Origin of the sequence: Paenibacillus sp. MDMC362, from assembly GCF_003269305.1 — a bacterium.
Lineage (GTDB): Bacteria > Bacillota > Bacilli > Paenibacillales > Paenibacillaceae > Paenibacillus_AQ.
Genome location: NZ_QLYT01000019.1, coordinates 82,545 through 102,772 on the forward strand (window position 1 = coordinate 82,545; position 20,228 = coordinate 102,772).

General features: G+C 50.7%; 18 protein-coding genes. 14 read left to right on the plus strand and 4 right to left on the minus strand.

Annotated features, from left to right (window positions below; all coding sequences use genetic code 11):
* Nucleotides 1-67 precede the first annotated feature (67 nt).
* From DP091_RS10170 to DP091_RS10195, 6 genes are all read left to right on the plus strand, one after another.
* Complete coding sequence (locus tag DP091_RS10170; RefSeq protein ID WP_181469771.1) at nt 68-1,261, plus strand: acyl-CoA dehydrogenase family protein; 1,194 nt, start codon at nt 68-70, stop codon at nt 1,259-1,261.
* Nucleotides 1,262-1,539: 278 nt separating this feature from the next.
* Nucleotides 1,540-2,214 (plus strand): hypothetical protein, encoded by a 675-nt coding sequence (locus DP091_RS10175; protein ID WP_258394476.1) that lies wholly within the window; start codon nt 1,540-1,542, stop codon nt 2,212-2,214.
* Between the two features lie 162 nt (nt 2,215-2,376).
* Nucleotides 2,377-3,147: a hypothetical protein gene (locus DP091_RS10180; protein WP_113058217.1), complete on the plus strand. Its 771-nt coding sequence runs from the start codon at nt 2,377-2,379 to the stop codon at nt 3,145-3,147.
* Nucleotides 3,148-3,304: 157 nt separating this feature from the next.
* Nucleotides 3,305-4,075: a MerR family transcriptional regulator gene (locus tag DP091_RS10185; RefSeq protein WP_113058218.1), complete on the plus strand. Its 771-nt coding sequence runs from the start codon at nt 3,305-3,307 to the stop codon at nt 4,073-4,075.
* Between the two features lie 287 nt (nt 4,076-4,362).
* On the plus strand, nt 4,363-5,802 hold the full coding sequence (locus DP091_RS10190; RefSeq protein WP_113058219.1) for an alanine/glycine:cation symporter family protein: 1,440 nt from the start codon (nt 4,363-4,365) through the stop codon (nt 5,800-5,802).
* A 308-nt stretch (nt 5,803-6,110) separates the two neighbouring features.
* Nucleotides 6,111-6,890, plus strand: a complete 780-nt coding sequence (locus tag DP091_RS10195) for an anti-sigma factor C-terminal domain-containing protein (protein WP_258394470.1) — start codon at nt 6,111-6,113, stop codon at nt 6,888-6,890.
* 359 nt (nt 6,891-7,249) lie between these two features.
* Here DP091_RS10195 and DP091_RS10200 read toward each other — a convergent pair whose 3' ends face one another.
* From DP091_RS10200 to DP091_RS10210, 3 genes are all read right to left on the minus strand, one after another.
* Nucleotides 7,250-7,765, minus strand: coding sequence for a DinB family protein (locus tag DP091_RS10200; RefSeq protein WP_100540121.1), 516 nt, complete (start codon nt 7,763-7,765; stop codon nt 7,250-7,252).
* Between the two features lie 74 nt (nt 7,766-7,839).
* Nucleotides 7,840-8,445, minus strand: coding sequence for a class I SAM-dependent methyltransferase (locus DP091_RS10205; protein WP_113058221.1), 606 nt, complete (start codon nt 8,443-8,445; stop codon nt 7,840-7,842).
* The gene (locus DP091_RS10210; protein ID WP_113058222.1) at nt 8,438-9,853 is read right to left on the minus strand and encodes an NAD-dependent malic enzyme; all 1,416 of its coding nucleotides are present in this window, start codon (nt 9,851-9,853) and stop codon (nt 8,438-8,440) included. Before DP091_RS10210 ends, DP091_RS10205 begins: the two co-directional genes overlap by 8 nt.
* 204 nt (nt 9,854-10,057) lie before the next feature.
* Between DP091_RS10210 and DP091_RS10215 the strand changes: the two genes are divergently transcribed.
* Nucleotides 10,058-10,357, plus strand: a complete 300-nt coding sequence (locus DP091_RS10215; protein WP_113058223.1) for a hypothetical protein — start codon at nt 10,058-10,060, stop codon at nt 10,355-10,357.
* A gap of 381 nt (nt 10,358-10,738) precedes the next feature.
* Complete coding sequence (locus tag DP091_RS10220; protein ID WP_113058224.1) at nt 10,739-11,773, plus strand: lytic polysaccharide monooxygenase; 1,035 nt, start codon at nt 10,739-10,741, stop codon at nt 11,771-11,773.
* A gap of 896 nt (nt 11,774-12,669) precedes the next feature.
* Here DP091_RS10220 and DP091_RS10225 read toward each other — a convergent pair.
* The gene (locus tag DP091_RS10225) at nt 12,670-13,431 is read right to left on the minus strand and encodes a DeoR/GlpR family DNA-binding transcription regulator (RefSeq protein ID WP_071221931.1); all 762 of its coding nucleotides are present in this window, start codon (nt 13,429-13,431) and stop codon (nt 12,670-12,672) included.
* A 362-nt stretch (nt 13,432-13,793) separates the two neighbouring features.
* Here DP091_RS10225 and DP091_RS10230 point away from each other — a divergent pair, with 362 nt between their 5' ends.
* From DP091_RS10230 to DP091_RS10255, 6 genes are all read left to right on the plus strand, one after another.
* Nucleotides 13,794-14,849 carry an ABC transporter ATP-binding protein gene (locus DP091_RS10230; protein ID WP_113058225.1) on the plus strand — a complete coding sequence of 352 codons (1,056 nt, stop codon included), beginning with the start codon at nt 13,794-13,796 and terminating at the stop codon, nt 14,847-14,849.
* Nucleotides 14,842-15,720: a carbohydrate ABC transporter permease gene (locus DP091_RS10235; RefSeq protein ID WP_113058226.1), complete on the plus strand. Its 879-nt coding sequence runs from the start codon at nt 14,842-14,844 to the stop codon at nt 15,718-15,720. Before DP091_RS10230 ends, DP091_RS10235 begins: the two co-directional genes overlap by 8 nt.
* Before the next feature lie 30 nt (nt 15,721-15,750).
* Nucleotides 15,751-16,584 (plus strand): carbohydrate ABC transporter permease, encoded by an 834-nt coding sequence (locus tag DP091_RS10240; RefSeq protein ID WP_113058227.1) that lies wholly within the window; start codon nt 15,751-15,753, stop codon nt 16,582-16,584.
* Between the two features lie 61 nt (nt 16,585-16,645).
* Nucleotides 16,646-17,962 carry an ABC transporter substrate-binding protein gene (locus DP091_RS10245; protein WP_113058228.1) on the plus strand — a complete coding sequence of 439 codons (1,317 nt, stop codon included), beginning with the start codon at nt 16,646-16,648 and terminating at the stop codon, nt 17,960-17,962.
* A gap of 26 nt (nt 17,963-17,988) precedes the next feature.
* The gene (locus tag DP091_RS10250) at nt 17,989-18,756 is read left to right on the plus strand and encodes a glycerophosphodiester phosphodiesterase family protein (protein ID WP_113058229.1); all 768 of its coding nucleotides are present in this window, start codon (nt 17,989-17,991) and stop codon (nt 18,754-18,756) included.
* On the plus strand, nt 18,753-19,973 hold the full coding sequence (locus DP091_RS10255; RefSeq protein ID WP_113058230.1) for a sn-glycerol-1-phosphate dehydrogenase: 1,221 nt from the start codon (nt 18,753-18,755) through the stop codon (nt 19,971-19,973). Before DP091_RS10250 ends, DP091_RS10255 begins: the two co-directional genes overlap by 4 nt.
* Nucleotides 19,974-20,228: the final 255 nt, after the last annotated feature.

The window sequence follows — 20,228 nt, forward strand, 5'->3', positions numbered from 1 at the left end:
AATAGGGTTGCTACAATTTTAAGTATATATCCATCGGAATACAAGGGTTAGTAAGGAGGGGACGAACTTGAATCGATCCGGTTCCACAGATCCATTCATACGTAATGAACGCGAAGCCATGATCGCAACTCGGTCCGAGAAGCTTGGGGCGAAATTCGCGGAAAGAGCACCACGGCACGATTTGGAGGGTTCGTTTCCGTTCGAAAATTTTGATGATCTGAAGGAGTCGGGTTATCTTAAGCTGACCGTACCGGCATCCTATGGAGGAGAAGAAGCCTCCGTATACGAAATGGTGCTTGCCCAGGAACGTCTCGCCAGAGGCGACGGCTCTACCGCGCTGGCGGTCGGTTGGCATATCGGGCAAATACTCCAGCTGCGCCTGTCCGGGGCATGGCCGGAGCCTTTATTTGAGAGACTGTGCAAGGACGTTGTAGCTGAAGGCGTGCTCATTAATGAACTGGCGAGCGAACCTGCGACAGGAAGCCCCAGCCGGGGGGGAAGGCCGGAGACCACGGCACGGCGTGTGCCGGGCGGCTGGCGCATTACCGGACGCAAAACCTTCAGCACGTTAAGCCCGATCTTGAAGCAGTTTGTAGTTACGGCCGGTATCGAGCATAGCGAGAAGGTCGGTGCATTCCTCGTTCGAAGTGGACCCGGGGTCAAGGTCGAGGAAACCTGGAATACGATGGGCATGCGCGCTACGGGAAGCCATGACATGATTCTGGAGGACGTCTTCGTGCCGGAGGCGGAAGTGATTCGGGGACTCGATTATGAGAAGCCTGAATGTCCCGTGCCGACGGAAGGCATTCTGCTTCACATACCGGCATGTTATATGGGGATTGCTTATGCCGCGCGCAATTTTGCCATCGATTTTGCCCGTCATCATAAACCGAACTCCTTGACGGTCCCTATTGCCGAATTGCCGAATATCCAAAGGCATATTGCCGAAATCGAAGTGGACCTGCATACAGCCCGCAGTTATTTGTATCAAACCGCCGACCGCTGGGACAAGGAAGTGGAAAACCGCGCTGCGCTTAAGCCTGAGCTAGGTCTTGCCAAATATGTTGTGACCAATGCAGCGGTCCGGATTGTCGATCATGCGATGCGGATCGTTGGAGGATTGAGCCTCTCCCGGCAGCTTCCGTTGGAACGAATGTACAGGGATGTCCGGGCGGGTCTTCATAATCCGCCCATGGACGATGTCGTGCTGACGAATTTGGCCAACCGGGCTATTTCGGAAGCAGAGGAGAAGGGGAGGTAAGACGCTTGATCGGATTAGATGAAAGCCTGGACTGCGTATGGAATCTCGAAGGATCTACGGATAGAACCGCTGGAGAAGGATGTCTCCGGCGGTTTTTTTGCGCTGGATAGGGGATCCTTCTTCGTGACTCCAATAAAAATTTCACATCGTTAGTCCCTCCTGCTTCAAGTACATACACTTGGGTTAGGATGGCGGGCTAACGGGTATAAAACCTATCAGTACGTGCTGCAACAGGATCAATCAAGATCCGATCGTCAGGAGTTAAGATGAAGGGAGATATGACCTTGGATTCTGTACTGTATTTGGGCTTGGCCGTTGTATATGCTGCGCTGCTTCTGTATGGGTGTGTGCTGATGAAGCGTGATTCTTCGCCGGGTCTTCGGTATTTGCTGCTGATCGTGACGGCCGGACTGGTCTGGGATAACGGCGTGATCGGCATCGGGAAGTACATCGGGGAGGGAGATCTGCTGCAGGGGTTGAACGTTACGCGTTTCTGGGTGCATGCGTTGGCAACGCCGCTGCTTGTGCTCGTGTCGTTCGATCTGATCCGCAAGGCAGGTAGCCCTTGGGCCAACAAGCGGGCTGCCGCTTGGGGAGCCTGGATATTGACCGCAGCGCTTATTGTGCTGGAGGTGTTGACGGAGACGCTGCCGCTTAAGCTCCAGCCTTCCATGGAATACGGAGCGCTTCGTTATGTTCCGACCGAATCCGGGGGGCCGCCGCTCATGGTCATCCTGATCTTGATTCCTCTGCTGATGGCAGGCGTTATCGTATGGCGGAGGAAAAGGACGCCGCTGTTGTTTATCGGTACGGTGCTGATGGCTGCCGGGAGCGCCATTTCGATTCCGATCGAAAGTTCGGCTGCCACGAACGTCTTTGAGCTGCTTCTCCTCTTATCCTTGTGGCTGACGGTTCGCAAGCTGGCCTCCTACCGCACGTTGTCTTTTCGATAGTTGCTTCTTATGCTGTGCTGAAGCCAATTGGCATACCGCCACGTTCAGCAAACCTTCAGCTGAGCCTAAGCCTGGCATAACGTTCTCCTAAGTTTACTTTCAGATTCCCTCTCTATACTTCAAATTGTAAGACAAACCATGAACCTACAAGGAGAGATGACCATGAATCCGATAAGTAAAAAAGTATTAGTGAGCAGTATGGCAGCAGCGATTGTGCTGGGGGGAGGCGGGTATCTTCAGAGCAAGGCTTTTGCCGCGACGAGCACAGACGCTGCCGCCTCGGTGACACAGAATAGTCAGACGGAGACAGATCAATCGGCTGCCGATGCAGGCAAGAACCGAGATGGAAAGTGGATGGATCGTAAGGGTGGCGGTCCTCGCGGCGGCAACATCGTCAAAGAGACGGCCGAGGTTCTTGGGCTCACGGAGGCAGAGATTCGCACAGCGCTTGAAGCGGGGAGCACGTTTGCTGAAATTGCCGAAGGCAAAGGAATGACCCAATCCGTGTTTGTGCAGAGGCTGATCGTTCTGGAAACCGCCAATATTGAGGAACGCCTGAGTGAAGGCAGCATGACGGAAGCCGAAGCAGCCGAGTGGAAAGAGGGGCTGAGCGACCGCCTTACTCAAATCGTGAGCAGCGAAGCCGGTTTTGGAAAAGGCCATGGCAAAGGCGGCCGAGGCTTCGGCAAATTCGGTAATCCGGAGGAACTTGCAGCTCTGCTTGGATTGTCTGAGGACGAGCTGAAGGCAAAAATGAAGGAAGGGCAGTCGCTAGCCGAGATCGCGGCCGCGAAGGGGATTACGGAGGATCAATTGATTCAGAAGCTGAAGGATCAAATGACCGAGCCGTTGAAGCAGTGGGTAAACGAGAAGCATACGAACGCTGATGAAGCAGCAGATCCTGCGACAGACACGGAAGCGGACGCGGAGTAACATACTGAAGTAGATCGTTGGGGAGACTGGATGATATTCTGTTAAGAATACATTCAGTTTCTTTTTTATTTAAGAAATTTATAATTTTTTTTGCAGAGCGTGTTGACCTTAACGTTACGTAAAGGTGTACATTGATGTTGTCAGGAGGTGAGAAACCATGGAATACACGGTGCAGAAGCTTGGAAGGTTGGCAGGAATAAGTACCCGGACGCTCCGTTATTACGATGAAATCGGTATTCTGAAGCCGGCCAGAATCAACTCGTCGGGATATCGGATCTATGGGCAGGAGGAGGTCGATCGATTGCAGCAGATCTTGTTTTACCGGGAGCTCGGACTTCAATTGGTCGATATCAAAGAGATTATGACCTCGCCATCCTTCAACCGGACCAAGGCGCTCCAAGAACACCATGCGCAGCTCCTAGACAAAAGAAGGCAATTGGACTTGCTGATTACCAATGTGGAGAACACGATCGCCTCCGCCGAAGGGAGAATAACCATGAGTGACCAAGAGAAATTTGAAGGATTCAAGCAGAAGCTGATTGATGATAATGAGAAGAAATACGGTAAGGAAATTCGCGGGAAGTATGGCGATGAGATTGTAAATAAATCCAATGCCCAGCTGAAAAATATGACGCAAGAACAGCATGAGGAATTGACGCGTCTGGCTGATGAGCTGTACGAGACGCTGGCCAAAGCGTTTCAGCAGGGCGATCCTGCCGGTGAGCTGGCTCAGAAGGCAGCCGATCTGCACAAGCGCTGGCTCACTTATTATTGGAGTGATTACAGCAAAGAGGCCCACGCAGGCCTGGCCCAGATGTATGTTGACGATGAGCGTTTTACCGCTCATTACGATGAGAAGCAGCCCGGAACGGCAGCATTCCTCCGCGATGCGATTCTTATCTACACGGGCATGAACTCTTCATCATAGAAAGGCTGGTTTGCAGGCAGCCTGACATGATGACAGGACCCTTTCCCTGCGCTTTAAACACGCAGAGGAAAGGGTCTTTTTTAATAAATATAAATGTCCGGAAATCTAGCCTTGAGATCAACAAAGAATTGAATTGCCGCGAAATGAGGTAACCGCCCGGGTTAGCGTTCAGCATTTTCCACAATTAACCTCTTGTGTTTGAAGGGGAAGTAATGGTTAGATGAAACGTGGACTATTTTATACAAAACCTACACCATGGGTGATGACTTATATAGCGAGGGTTGAGTATGGATCAAATTGTACAGCATGTAGTGAATATTTTTAATGATTTTTTATGGTCTAAGCTGCTCATCGTATTGCTGATTGCCGTTGGCCTCTATTTCACGGTGGGGACCAAATTTCTGCAATTTCGACTGATCGGCGAGATGTTCCGGGTCATCCGAGAACCCAAGAGCAAAGCGAAGGGAAGCATTTCACCCTTTCAGGCATTTGCCATCAGTATGGCAGCTCGTGTCGGAACAGGGAATATAACCGGGGTGGCTCTGGCTATCTCGCTTGGTGGACCCGGGGCCGTATTCTGGATGTGGATTATTGCGCTTGTCGGTTCGGCATCGAGTTTTATCGAGAGTACGCTGGCCCAGATCTATAAAGTAAAAGATGGGGCGGGGGGTTACCGCGGTGGTCCCGCTTATTACATGCAGCAAGGATTAAAGAAACGGTGGATGGGCGTGTTGTTTGCGATCCTGATCACCTTGTCCTTCGGCCTTGTCTTTAATGCGGTACAATCCAATACGATTACGATTGCCTTCGAGAATTCATTTGGAACCGATCGACTAACCATCGGCATTATTATGGCGGTTATCTTCGCGGTTATCATCTTTGGCGGCGTGAAGCGGATTGCCAAAATGTCGGAGCTAATCGTTGTGGTATTGGCTGTCCTGTATGTCGGTGCCGCGCTGTTTATCGTATTGGCGAACATCACCAAGCTGCCGGAGGTTTTTACTCTTATCGTCAAAAGCGCGTTCGGTTATGAGCAGGTTGTTGGCGGGTCCATCGGTGCGGCTCTCATGAACGGGATCAAAAGAGGGCTGTTCTCCAACGAAGCCGGCATGGGGAGCGCGCCTAACGCTGCGGCTACCGCAACGACAAGCCATCCAGCCAAGCAAGGGCTGGTGCAGGCGCTGGGCGTACTGATCGATACGATGGTCATATGTACAAGCACCGCTTTCATCATTCTGTTTACCGGTGCCTATCAGCAGACCGGTCTTGATGGAATCGCTCTGACGCAGGCCGCGCTAGGCATGGAGATGGGGGCATGGGCCTCCGATTTCTTGGCGATCATGATCTTCCTGTTTGCGTTTAGCACGCTGATCGGCAATTATTACTACGGGGAAACCAATATCGAGTTTTTGAAGTCGAATCGTGCATGGATATGGGTTTATCGGGCTTCTGTGCTGGCCATGGTCATCTTCGGCTCCGTGACCAGCGTGAAGCTGGTGTGGGATTTGGCTGACCTGTTCATGGGATTGATGGTGATTGTGAATCTTGTGGCTATCACGCTGCTATCCCGAACGGCCTTTGCCGCGCTTCAAGATTACTTGAAGCAGAAGCGGGCAGGCCTCGATCCGGTCTTCACCAAGGATAGCATCAAAGGGCTTGATGATGTGGAGTGCTGGGATGAAAACAACAACCCATCCTCTGAAGTGCAATCATATAGGATATCATGATATGGGATCGTTACGGTAGCTGCGTGCATTTAGCTGCTGTAACGATTTTTTATTTTACCGTAACATTTACGGGCTCAAACCGTTGTCTAGATGAGAGGTTTGAGAGGAGATGAATACGGATGATTAATCGAGTGACCTGGCGGACAAGGGGGAAGGAGCTTATATATGCTTTGTTAGCTGGGTTAATATTGTTTTTCATTTATGCCGTGTATTACTCAGCTATCCACATCTACTATTATAAAACCGGCCTAAATGATAAATTTCTAAGGACCGTCATATCAACGGTTGAATTGCATGAAAATGGACTTATGGTAGATAAACGTAGCTCGCCTTGGGGTGAAGTGACGCCCTTTCTCACTCAGAAGACAGAGCTGAAAGTGTATAAGAATGTGGGGGAATGGGAGGTAATTGTCGGAGAGCTTCACGCGAAGAAGCGATTAGGGGGAGAACTGAGGTATTCTATTGTGGAACTGAATCCTTATTTGAATCGTGAGGAAAGAAATCCTTATATCCTGAACTCTGCGCTGCTGGAGGGCAGGGAGATTAAAGACGATCCTCACCCTACTGGTGTAATGAACCAGTTAGAGAAACTTGAAGACGGTAACGTAGCGGAATTATTCTTCTCGCTTCGAATGCTTAGGTCACCGGAGGAGGTCTTGGAGCTCTTGTCGGACTATGATGTTAAAGCAACTAGTATGGCTGTTTTTGCAGGAGAACTGAAGGATTTTAAGCTGGGTACTTATAGCTCTAGCGGTGCAGATTACATGATTCCTCATCTAACGTTAAGACCCAAGGTTCAGTTTGGCGATAACCATTCCCTTTCCCTCTGGCACACATTCTTCTCAGGGGATACCGAGATAACGGATCACGTGAAGCAACTGATCGCCGACGTTGAATGGATGACCGACAACATCAAATATAACGGTGTGGATGAAGACATAAAGCGTCTGGCGTATTTGAAAAAAAATGGGGTTCAAGTTTATGGAGCGACCGTTACGGGACCTGTGCGGGAGCTGGAGAAGCTGAAGGAGGAGCAGGAATTCATGGAATTCCGTTTGGGCCGCATCGAGGTATGGAATTGGAGTTAAGACAACTTGCGTAGCCAACCTTTGCATATCATACAAGAATGAGTTGTTGGGTCGCGCTTCCATTTTACCAAGAAACGCTCTCCTTTCGTATTTCTAAAGTATGTTTGGGTTCGCACAACGGTAGCGGAGAGGACGAAACGATTCCGGACAAGCGAGAGCGGTCGCCTTTGTCCCCGAATTTCATCCATGCTTTGAACTATTCCAAGAAATTTGGGGGCAACAGCGATGGGAGGAACGATTCGTACACGGAGCGTCTCCTAACAGAAAAGGGGGATCCCGTCAGATCTAAGATCTTTATGGACACCCCCATTTTGTTAAGAATAAGCAATATTAGACCATTGCTAAGCAATCTTTATAAACTACGTTAAATATTTATCCCGTAGAATATTCAGGTGATGAAGCTCATGACCTGCAATGACATAGGCGGCTGCCCGGGCGGAGAGCGGGTAATTGTTGAATGTGCCCTGACGCAGCAGTGCTTCCTCCGTCAAGCTTCCAACCAGCGTAATGGTAGACTGCCGGACGGCAGCATAATCCTTGAGTGCTTCCCGTAACGGAAGATGGCTGAAGGGAGAATTCTGGACAAAAATCTCCCGGTCGTACCCCGAGAATTCACGGGCATCTCCCCGCGCGATGTAGAGAATGCGGTAGTTCCATAAGCGCTCTACATCGGCGATATGTCCGACCACCTGTTTTAGACTCCATTTCCCTTCCGCATAGCGAACATTCGCTTGTTCTTCCGTCAGATCGCTGAGCGATCGTAACGTTTCATCATGCTGGCGCTGCAAAACTTCGGCAATATGGCCTTCGGGGACAAGAGAGACGTATTTTTCGGCGAGGGGCAAATATTCATTAGAATCAGGCCTTGTGTTCATAACAAGTTCCTCCAGATCAATTAATAAGAGCTTACGTTAAAAGTTATGCCGACAGGTCAAAATGAATGAATGGATCAGGTTGCTTGCGCCCAGATCAGATGAACGATGCCGTTCCAATAGCGTTCTGTCTTCACGATATTCAGTTCCGAGGTATTCGCGATCTGGATCATGTCCCTATTAAAATGACAGCCGGATATCCGCCGTGCCGCCGGGTTGATCAGATGCTGCATGACGCCAAGGAACCGGTTCGTGCTCATGCCATGCTCCAGTAAATAAACGCGGCCGCCGGGTTTGGCCCAGCGATTGATTTTATTCAGAGCTTGGATCGGATCCTCATAGCCGCATAGCGACAGGGTGGATACAACACAATCATAGGAACGTTCCGGGAGTTCCAGCGTCTCGATATCCCGCTCTAGGAAATGGGCCCGGATACCCATCTCGGAGGCCATCCGCCGTGCACGGCTTAACATCTCGGGACTGAAATCGACAGCCGTTACGTTCACCTTGTCACGATGATAGAAGGGGAAGTTCGCGCCGGCGCCGACAGCTACTTCAAGCACGCTACCCTCTACATCGTGAAGCAGCCGCTGTCTCCATTCACCGAGCCTGCGCTGTCTGGTGTTCCTTTCATATATCGCTGCCTGCTTATTGAACTTCCGAATGAGGGATTGCTTATTCACGCGGGATTCTCCGGGCGACGCCGGTTTTGATCGCCGCTTTCACGACAAGCTCGCGAATGGCTTTCACGACGTTCTGGTTAAATACGCTTGGAATAATATACGACGGGTTGCGTTCCTCATCCGATACGGCGGATGCGATCGCTTCGGCTGCAGCCAGCTTCATCTCCTCATTAATCGTGGTCGCTCTGCAATCCAGGGCCGCACGGAAAATACCCGGGAAGCAGAGGACGTTGTTAATTTGGTTCGGATAATCCGAACGTCCGGTTGCAATGACGCCTACAATATCCTCGACCTCTTCCGGTTTAATCTCCGGCGTAGGGTTTGCCATTGCGAACACGATCGGATCTTTAGCCATGGCTTGTACGTCTTCGCGGCGAAGCAGGCCGCCGGCAGAGAGGCCGATAAACACGTCGGCACCTTGGATCACTTCGCGCAGGGTACCTTCAACTTTATTCGGATTCGTATGCTCTGCGTACCATTGCCACATACTATTACTATATTCTTTTCCAGCAACCAGCGCACCCTCGCGGTCTACGCCAATGATGTCCTTGACACCGGCCGACAGGAGGATTTTGCTGCATGCCACGCCCGCAGCGCCGATTCCGCACACAACGATTCTAACTTTATCGATTGATTTTTCGACAATTTTCAGGGCATTGATCAGTGCCGCATACAGAACGACCGCTGTGCCGTGCTGGTCATCGTGGAACACGGGAATATCCAACTCATCCCGCAGTCGTTGTTCGATCTCGAAGCAGCGCGGGGAGGAGATATCCTCCAGGTTAATGCCGCCAAAAGCCGGTGCCATGGCTTTGATGCAAGAAATGATCTCTTCCGTATCCTGGGTATCCAGGCAGATCGGGAAGGAGTCTACACCTGCAAATTGTTTGAAGAGCATCGATTTACCTTCCATCACCGGCATGGCTGCATAAGGGCCGATATTGCCCAAACCGAGCACGGCGCTTCCATCCGAGATGACGGCCACCGTATTTCTTTTAATCGTGAGCGTAAAGGCTTTTTTCGGGTCCTCCTGAATGGCTGTGCACACCCGGGCAACATCTGGCGTATAGACGCGCGACAGATCATCGCGGTTTTGGATTGGAATTTTGGGCTGGGTTTCGATCTTGCCGCCGAGATGCAGCAGGAAGGTGCGATCCGAAACGTTGACAAGCCGGACGCCTTTTAGATTTTTCACGGCATCTGTAATTTTTCCGATATCGACGCTGTCCGTAACCGTAATGGTAATATCGCGTACGGTAATGTGGCCGCTCGCCTGAATGACGTCGATGGCGACCATGTCTCCCCCGGCTTCAAATATGGCGGATGCTACCTGACCGAATTTGATTTCTTGTGTATTCATTTCTAGTCTGAGGATAATGCTCTTTCCTCCGAGTCCGTTGTTTTCCATGGTTACCTCCAAATGTTTGATCGATTTCGTCATTCTCAGTGTATGTAACTATGCAAAATGTTAACGTTATCATAGTTCGCTGAGCAGTGGTCAATTTCCTGTTTCAGCATAAAGAAACCGTGATATAAATAAGGAGGATTTTTTGCAAGTGCAAATCTCAAGGGAATATAATCAAAAACAGCCTGTTGTGAAGGAGAGAGAGCCATGAATGCCAGAATCGAGGAACTTGAGAAGCGTTTGACGACCCAGCATCATAAGGATCTGTTCCTTCAGATGAAGCATACGTTGAAAGCCGTTGACGATTTGGCCGAGCAGCACCGGATCTACCAGGCCGTTCAGGCGCTCAGCGGCACACGCATTGTAGGATCGGAGGAGAATGTGTATTTTGACACGTTGAATCAGGTCAAGGAACAGATCATTCATACTCTGGAGCTTACGATCGAGGATTTGGAACACAAAGGGGATAAACATTACAAAAAGCATTTTAAGGACGGTGTGGAATAGGAGTCGACGCGCAGTCTGAACGAATAGAACCGCATGGAATGAAAGCATGGTTCCCCCAGGGGGGCATGCTTTTTTTTGTGATTATTTTCTGCAAATTTCGTGTGTTTACATAACATTGCGGGTTACATATTTATCCAATTTCATTGAAATGTGTAACAAATCGTTGATTAGTGTTATGGGATACGGCTTTCAGATGCTTTAAAATAATGATAGCACTGGTAAAGCTTGGGCTAGGGTTATGGAAGATTTCCAAGTTCATACAAGTTATCAGTCTAGTTAAGAGGGCAACCACATTATCAAAGAAAGGGAGGTGGCCTGAGCAGCCTGAGGTTGTGTAAACGCTTTATTTATTATCTTTTATATTAAAGGAGGATTAATTGTATGACTTTAAGTTTGCCGAACAAAGCTTGGCTCAAGCATCTAATCATTGCCGGTTCCACGATGTTGTTAATGACCTTGTTCATGGTATTATTTGCTGATAAAGCTTCTGCCCACGGATATGTCGATTCTCCAGGCAGCCGCGCGATTCTGTGTAAGCAGGGGCAAAATACCGATTGCGGCGCAGTCGTGTATGAGCCTCAAAGCTTGGAAGCTCCAAAAGGCTGGCCGAACGCAGGCCCTGCCGATGGCAAAATCGCCAGTGCAGGCGGCGTGTTCCCTAAACTTGACGAGCAATCCGCAACTCGCTGGAGCAAAGTAAGCATTTCCCCGGGAACCACAACGTTCCAATGGCATTTGACAGCCAACCATGCGACGGCAAGCTGGAAATACTACATTACCAAAGACGGCTGGAATCAAAATGCTCCGCTGAGCAGAGCTTCGTTTGATCTGACACCTTTCTGCTCCATTGACTACGGCGGTGTAAAACCTCCGACGAACTATGCATCCACTTGTAACGTTCCTGCGAAGTCCGGTTACCATGTTATTCTGGCGGTATGGGAAGTAGCTGACACAGCTAACGCTTTCTATAACGTTATCGATGTGGACTTTGGCGGTGGTGGAACGCCGAACCCAGGCGTACCGGCACCGACAGGACTTACTTCCCCGGCCCAAACCAACAACAGTGTTTCCCTGGCATGGGCAGCTTCCACAGGTGCTTCCAGTTACGAAATCTACCGTGACGGATCCCTTGTAGGTACATCCACTACAACCTCCTATACCAATACGGGGTTAGCCGAAGGAACGTCCTATACGTATACTGTGGTAGCCGTAAGCAGTACGGGCAGCAAATCATCCGCATCCGCTCCGCTTACCGTATCAACATCCGGAAGCGCAGCGACCTATCCGGCATGGAGCGCAACAGCCGTTTATTTAGGTGGCAGCAAAGTCAGCCACAACGGCGTGAACTATGAAGCAAGATGGTGGACTCAAGGCGAAACTCCTGGATCTGCCGAAGTTTGGAAGGTCATTCCTTAATCAATAGGGTGAGAGATCCGGCGTCTTATGACTGCCGGATCTTTTTTTAAGCAGCCGGGCAGGGAAGGGGAGAGTGAGGGGGGATTTCTCTTTGTTACCTCCATTAATAAACGTGGAGGAAATAGCTTCCGTCGGCTACGCATTGTCCCTGGTGCTCTTGAATTTCCGGTCGAAATGTTGCGGGTTCACTGACTGTCGATGTTCTTCATTCGAAGATTACATGGCTTTCGTCACTTTAACGGACCCTAGTTCCGTTATTTAAGATCATAACCCGATTTTTCACAATGTACCGGACTCCAGATCCGCTATTATGAGAAACACGGGAGCAAATACCAATTAAAACAGCAAATAAGGTCCGCTGGGTCCGCTAAAGTTACTAAGGGGCTGTTTTCTAAGAAATAAGGTATTCTGAGTCCGTTAGGGATTTCTTATACCAAAGAACAAGTACATCGTGCGCACTGCTCCCTGAGCGCACGGTGCGTGGTCCGGGGCATGCTTGGATCGACTGTCGACCGTTGAGTTTTGGACATATTGAATGATATGCGATCGTATTTTTGGGCGTTCAGTGAATTTTTGCTTATTGCTTTTGGTCTAAGCGGGGGGATGACGAAAAAAGAGCGGGCATGGATGGGAAACATAGCAGTGGAATATAAATAAACAAGCTGCCAGCAAGCAGCAGCTTGATCAGGGCACCCCTAGGGGTGCCTTTTGTGTGTTCTGTAAGAAGGATATTCAGGTAGCCGAGTATGCCGAGGTACGCAAAGGGATGCCGAGGTACACAAAGGAATGCAAAAAGGTGTATGCAAGGTATGCAAGTATGCAAGTATGCAAGTATGCAAGGTATGCAAGTATGCAAGGTATGCAAAGGTTGCCGAGGTATGCAAAGTGTGCAAGCCTCAAACCCTGTACACGGTAATGCCCCGTTCCTGGAACGGCTTGATATCCGAGTCGGAAGCCTCAGTACCGGTGACAAGGGTATGTATCGCGCTGTTGGGAGCGACCGTGTGCAGAGACAGCTTGCCGATCTTGCTGTGGTCGGTGACAACGACAATTTCGCCGGCGGCCTGAATCATGTTCTGTTTGGCCGGGACGAGCAGCGCTTCCGGGTGCATGAGGCCATGCTGAGGGTGCAGGGCAGGGGTACCGATGAATGCTTTCTCGACATGCAGGGATTTCAGCACATGGTCGGTAAACATGCCGTTTAGCATGTAACTCGAGGGATACAGCTCCCCGCCGGTCAGGATGACTTTGATGCCCGGAGCATCGCGAAGTTCGACGGCGACGTTCATATCGTTCGTAATGACCGTAATGTCCGAGCGGTGCACAAGATGCGTTGCAATATGAAGGGTGGTTGTTCCCGAATCAATGATGATATTCTCCCCGTCTTCCACGAGTGAAGCCGCGAGCTGGCCGATGCGTATTTTCTCGTCCCGGTGAAAGTTGGTTCGCTCGTTAAAGGACGGCTCGTTATGCGTCCATTGCTCCATGATGACCCCGCCATGCGTGCGTTTCAACGCGCCTTCCTGTTCTATCTCCGCCAGATCGCGGCGGATGGTCGCCGTGTGAACACCGAATTCAGATGCCAGCGCAGCAACCGTTGCTGTTCGGTATTGCCTTACGTAATCAATAATCCTTTTCTTTCGTTCATGTGCAAGCAATCGATAATTTCTCCCTTCCTAAATAGACAATGAGCTGTGCAGGTACGTTTGTACATACAATGCGCACTTTTGCTCTTTTATGCTTAAGGATTCCATGTCTATCTAGTGTACTCCCGGTATGTTAATGCCATGTTAAATCCCTTGATGCGAAGCGAATTTACATAATCCGTACGAAGGTCTAACACTCTCCTAATATTGCACATCTACAATCGAATTAAATAAAAATGAACAAAAGTGATCATTACATGTGCGTTTAGTGCGTACTTATTATCAGATGCGTGTAAGGGATTTCATTTTTATGGATTCATTTATTTTTCGCTTGTCATGACAGCATCATTACACTTTCGTGAGGGGGATCGCTCTTGGCATCCATTGAATTTGTGAAAGTAAGCAAGTCTTTTGATCGTCAAACCGTCATACAGGACCTGGACCTTACCATCGAGGACGGAAAATTCACCGTGCTGGTCGGTCCGTCAGGCTGCGGGAAAACAACGCTCCTAAGGATGATTGCGGGCATTGACCCTCAAACCTCCGGTTCCGTACTTATCGATGGCAAGGATGTTACGCGCATTGCGCCGGGTAAACGCGGCGTGGCCATGGTATTCCAGAATTACGCGATCTACCCGACCATGTCGGTCCGCGAGAATATCGAGTTTGGTCTCGTGAACAACAAGGTTCCCAAAGCTGAGCGTACACGTCTGGTGGAGACCATAGGGGCAACCGTTGGACTGAACGATTACTTGGATCGCAAGCCATCCACCTTGTCCGGCGGACAACGGCAGCGGGTGGCTTTGGCCCGGGCGATGGTTAAGAATCCGTCTGTTTTCCTGATGGATGAGCCGTTGTCCAATCTGGATGCCAAGCTCAGGGTTCAGATGCGGATTGAGCTGATTGAGCTGCACAAGAAGCTGGGAACGACCTTTGTCTATGTGACCCATGACCAAATCGAGGCCATGTCGATGGCAGACACGATCGTCCTTATGAACAAAGGCGTCATTCAGCAGGAAGCGCCGCCTGAAGTGGTGTACCGCGAGCCCAGCAATCTGTTTGCGGCCCAATTTATCGGGGTTCCCCCCATGAACATTGCGCCGCTTGGCGACGATCGCACCACATTCGGATTCCGTCCGGAGAGCGTCGTGATTGGCACTGAACCGGAGTCGTTCCATTATACGACCAAGGGAGCGGTCATCACGCGCGAAATGCTGGGATCCGAGACGATTTATCAGGTGAGGACAACGGAGGGCCAGGCATTCATGGTGAAGTGTCAGGATGACCAGTTCCATGTCGATCAGGAGGTATATCTTGGCGTACCGGCGGATAAATTGTTTTTCTTCGGAGCGGATGAGAACCGGATCGAAGCGCAGGACGTCCGTTATAGGGAGTTCATGGAGCGGCTGAGAGGGCTGGCTCATGGATAAGAAGCGGATATGGGAAGGGATCAGGCCCTACGTGCTGATCACGCCGGCCATGGCGGGTATCATGCTGTTTGTGATGTATCCGGTAGGTTATCTGATTTACTTAAGCCTGTTCAAATACAACCTGATGAACAAGGACAAGAGCAAGTTTGTCGGGCTGGACAATTTCACCCAGATTCTGGGCCGCGGGGATTTCTACAAAGCGCTCTGGAACACGTCCATCTATACAGTCGGCGTCGTTATTCTAACCATGCTGCTATCCTTGTTGATTGCCGTATGGCTTAACAAGAAGGGGCGTTTCAATTCGGTCGTTCAGGCCGGGATTTTTACGCCGCACGTCGTTTCGATTGTGTCGATCTCATTGGTCTGGCTGTGGCTGATGGAGCCGAATCAAGGACTTCTCAACTATCTCTTCAAGCTGGTGGGACTCCCGCCGTCCGCATGGCTGCAAAGCTCCAAAACCGCATTGATATCCGTCATAATCGTATCGGTCTGGCAGGCTATCGGCTATTACACCCTGATAATCGTGGCAGCCCTGCAGAGCATATCGCCAAGCATTTATGAAGCGGCGGCGCTGGATAATGCCAGCAGGTTCAAGGTATTTTATAAAATCACATTGCCGATGATTTCGCCGCAGCTGTTTTTTATTCTGATCATCATGACGATCGGTTCCTTCAAAGTATTCGATACCGTTCAGGTGATGACAGGCGGAGGACCGAATAACGCAACGACTACGCTTGTGTATTACATATACGGTTTCCGAACGACCAATATCGGTTATTCGGCCGCGACAGGCGTTGTGCTTATGGCCATTATCGGTTTGCTCACGTTCATCTATTTCCGGCTGTTGTCCAGGAAAGTCCATTATCAATAAGGCTTTGGCCATGCAGAAAGGAGGCACAGTTTGAAGACCCTTGACTTAAAAATCGTATGGACCATGCTAGGTTATTTGCTGAAAGCCGCGGTGCTCATGATATTTATCTTCCCGTTTCTATGGATGATCTCCACCTCGCTCCAGACATTCCGGGAAACGATGACGTTTCCGCCAACGTGGATTCCAGCCTCACCGCAGTGGGGCAACTTCGCGGAGGCGATGCAGGCAGGTCCTTTTCTGACCTATTTCAGGAACTCGGTTGTTGTCACGGGATCCATCATCGTTCTGCAGTTCCTGATCATGATCCCGGCCGCGTATGCATTTGCCAAGTATAAGTTTCCAGGAAAAACGCTGCTGTTCGGCATGATCCTGCTGGCCTTTATGATCCCGGGCCAGGTTACGTTCATTCCGGTCTATCTGATGATGGCCGATTGGGGCTTAGTCAAGACTTTGCTCCCGCAGATTATCCCGTTCATCTCGAATGCCTTCGGCATCTTCCTGCTGCGGCAATATTTCATGCAGATTCCGGAGGAAATCATTGAAGCGGCCCGCCTTGATAATGCGAGTGAATTCAAAATCATTCGAAAAATCATGATTCCCATGTCGAAGCCGGCACTTGCTACCATCGCGCTGTTCAGCTTTGTCAGCCACTGGAATGACTATTTCTGGCCGCTCGTCATGACCGATTCGGCTGCCGTCCGGCCGCTGACCCTGGGGATCGCCATGTTAAGGGAGACCGAGGGCATCAGCAACTGGCATATCATTATGGCCGGGAATGTGATTCTGGTGGTGCCGATCCTGCTTGTGTATGTATTCTGCTCGAAACACATCGTGAAGGCTTTTGTTTATTCAGGGATAAAATAATTACAGGAAATGACAGGGTTCAGCAATTCATAATCGAATAATTAATGGAGGAATGAGTCATATGAAATCCAAATGGTATACACTGCTATCCGTCATCATGCTGTTCAGTTTGCTTGCCGCATGCGGTGGCGTGGGAACGTCCAGTGATCCTGGCGAAGCCCCGGGCAGCGGGGGAACCGAAGCCCCGTCCGGAGACAAAGGGAAAACCACGGTTCAGTTCTGGCACTCGCTGGGCGGCAAGAACGGGGAATATATGGATGCGCTCATCCAGCGTTTTAATGCATCCCATGAGGACATCGAAGTGATAGGCACCTTCCAGGGGAGTTATGACGAGACGGTAACCAAGCTGCAGCAAGCGATAGCATCCGATACCGGTCCGGACGTCAGTATGCTGGAGCGAGCCTACGTTCAGATGTTCGCCGATTCGGAAGTGCTTGAAGATCTGACGCCTTATCTTGAAGGCTCTGGCATCAGCGTCGATGACTTTACGCCGGGACTGATGGGACATTCCACCTTCAATGATCAATTGGTATCGCTGCCGCTGAACCGTTCCACCCCGATTCTGCATGTGAACAAAACATTGCTGGATGAGCAGGGGCTTCAAATACCGACCACATGGGAGGAGCTGAAGGAGGTCGCCAATGCGCTGGTGGTTAAGGAAGGCAGCGAGTATAAGCGCTACGGCGTTACGATGCCTTATGACACTTGGTATCCGATTGCCATGATCTCGCAGGCGGGCGGCACTTTCTTCAACGAAGATAATACGTCGATCGGCTTCGGGGATAACGGCGCAGGCGCCAAAATGTTCACTTACCTTAAAGATCTGCAAAGCACAGGCGCCTTGTATTATCCGCCGGCTCAGGATTCCGGCAACATTGTGAACAGCATGTTTGTTGAAGGCAAGGTCGGAATGATGTATCAATCGACGGGATCGATTGGCGGGCTGTCCAGCGCGGTGGATTTCGATTACGTGACGGCATTCCTGCCTAAGGACGAAGTGTATGCGAATCCGACCGGAGGCGCGAATGTGACGATGCTGTCCTCTTCCAAGAACAAGGAAGCGGCATGGGAGTTCATCCGGTGGATGGAGATGGAAGAGGAAGGCGGCCTTGAATTTATTTTGCAATCCGGTTATCTGCCTTTCACGAAGAAGATGGTGGAGTCGGAGCAAATCCAAGAGCTGTGGGCCAAGGAACCGAACCGCAAAGTCGCCTATGATCAGCTGGAATTTGCGACCGATACCAATAAGGACGTAGCATGGCCGGAGATTATGCATGAGTTCTTCTCAGCCATGGAAGCGATTATGTATGACAGCAAGGATATTCCGGCCACGCTGGATACCTTCAAGAAAGAGACGGAACGGATTTTGGCCCAATAACAACTGGTAAAGGAGTGGCAGGACATATGATCGAACGACTACGGGAACCATCCTGTACGATGGTGGCTGCACATCGCGGGTATAAATCAGCTTATCCGGAAAATACGCTGCTGGCCTTTCGCAAGGCGCTGGAGTTAGGGGTGGAAATGCTGGAGTTTGATCTTCGGCTGACGCGGGATAAGGAAGTGGTGGTTATCCATGATGCAACGGTTCAGCGCACGACGAGCGGCACCGGCGAGGTGAGGGATTATACGCTTGCAGAGCTGAAATCCCTCGATGCGGGCGGCTGGTTCGCTCGGGAGTTTGAGGGATTGAAGATCCCGACGCTTGCGGAGTTATGCGAACTGCTCCGGGAATATCCCGAAGTTCTGTGCAACGTGGAGATTAAGGCAAGTCCCGATGCTATAGAGACCGCAGATCTGGCGATTGATGTGCTAAACCGATACGGGTACCTGCCGCGCTGTGTATTCACCTGCTTCAATGCAGAAGTTCTGACCCATATTCATGATACGCATGGTCTGAAGACCCAGGGTTTTCCTGGCGAGAAAATGTCCCGTTTCGTCTTCGGCGAGGATGGAACCTATTCTAAGATGTGGGCAATCGGCGTGGAGATGTCGCTGCTTACGCCGGAGCTCGTTGCCCGGTTTCAGGAGCAGGGGCTGCTGGTCTGGAGTTATTGTCCGGACGATGAGCAGGGTGTCCGCTATTCGCTGGAATGCGGGGTTACCGGCATGACCTGCAATGACCCGCTGCCGGCGATGGCTGTGATCGGAAAGAAGGGCACGCCGATATGACCTCTATTTTATCGAATGTTCGAAGTTTGGCGGCGGACTTGCCTGCTAGGCAGCTTTCGAATCTGGACGAAGTGGAGCTGGTTCGGATCCAGTCCGGAGCTCTGCGCGAGGTCGCGGGTTACCTTGAGACGAAACGCTGGACCTCGGTGGTGATGGTCGTCGACGGCAATACCTATGACGTAGCGGGCCAGCCGCTTGCGAGCCTGCTCACGAAATCCTCGATTCAGGTCCAAGTCACCAAGCTTCATCCGGACCGAAAGGGAGATGTTATCGCGGATGAGGTTTCCCTGATTCAGGTCATTCTGGATATCCAGCAAAACGGGGCAAAGGCGGTGCTGGCGGTAGGCGGGGGAACGATTCACGATATTAGCCGTTATGGTGCATATACCGCGGGCATTCCGTTCATCTCCATACCCACGGCCGCTTCGGTGGATGGATTTAATTCCAAGGGAGCACCCATCATTATACGAGGGGAGAAAAAGACGATTCCAGCCATTGGACCGAGCGCGATTTTTGCGGACGTCGATATTCTCATGTCGGCTCCCCCACAGCTTACCGCAGCCGGGTTCGGGGATATGCTGGGCAAGTATACATCCCTGTTCGACTGGAAATTCGGAAGCCTGGTGGCCGATGAACCCTATTTGCAAATTTCGGCGGAAATTACACGGTCTGCGCTTAACCAGTGCGTGAAAGGGATGGAACAGATTGCGGAGGGAACCGAGGAGGGGGTACGCCTCTTAATGGGTGCGCTCGTCGAATCCGGCTTAGCCATGCTGCTGTTCGGTCAATCCCATCCGGCTTCAGGCTCGGAACATCACCTGTCCCACTATTGGGAGATGGAGTTTATCCGGCTGGGGGAGAAGCAGCTGCTGCACGGCGCCAAGGTAGGCGCTGCTTGCGTGGAAATCTCGAAGCTGTATCACCGTCTCGGGGAACAGGGGCTTGAGTTGAACAGAGGCGCCTCCAGGGGTGCGGATGACGCGGCGCTTCGGATCACGCAGCACTGGAATGAAATCCGGTCGTATATAACGCAAATCCCGGAACCGTCAGAGCTGGCTGATATGATGCGAACGGTCGGCGGACCGGCTGGGGTGTCGGAGCTTCCGATCAAGAGCGAATTGTTGAAGCGGAGCCTGAGTGAGGCTCATAAGGTTCGAAGCAGCCGTTACACGCTGCTCCGTGCCTACAATGAACAAGGATATCTATTCGTAAATTAAGAATCCACATGCATTGAAATAAGGCTGTTCCCTATAAGCAGACCATTCTGCTTGTTAGGGGACAGCCTTATTTGCTTTTATCCTCCTGGCTACTATTCCTCCGTTTCATATAAACTCAAGAATTCCTGCAATTTGTGGGCAGGGACTAAAGATGTATGGGGATTTTTTTGCATATTTAAATCTTTTGAACTAGATGAATTCCTGGACTTATGCTTTCTCACGTTAATGTCGAATTGTGTAAAATGTCTCATTAAC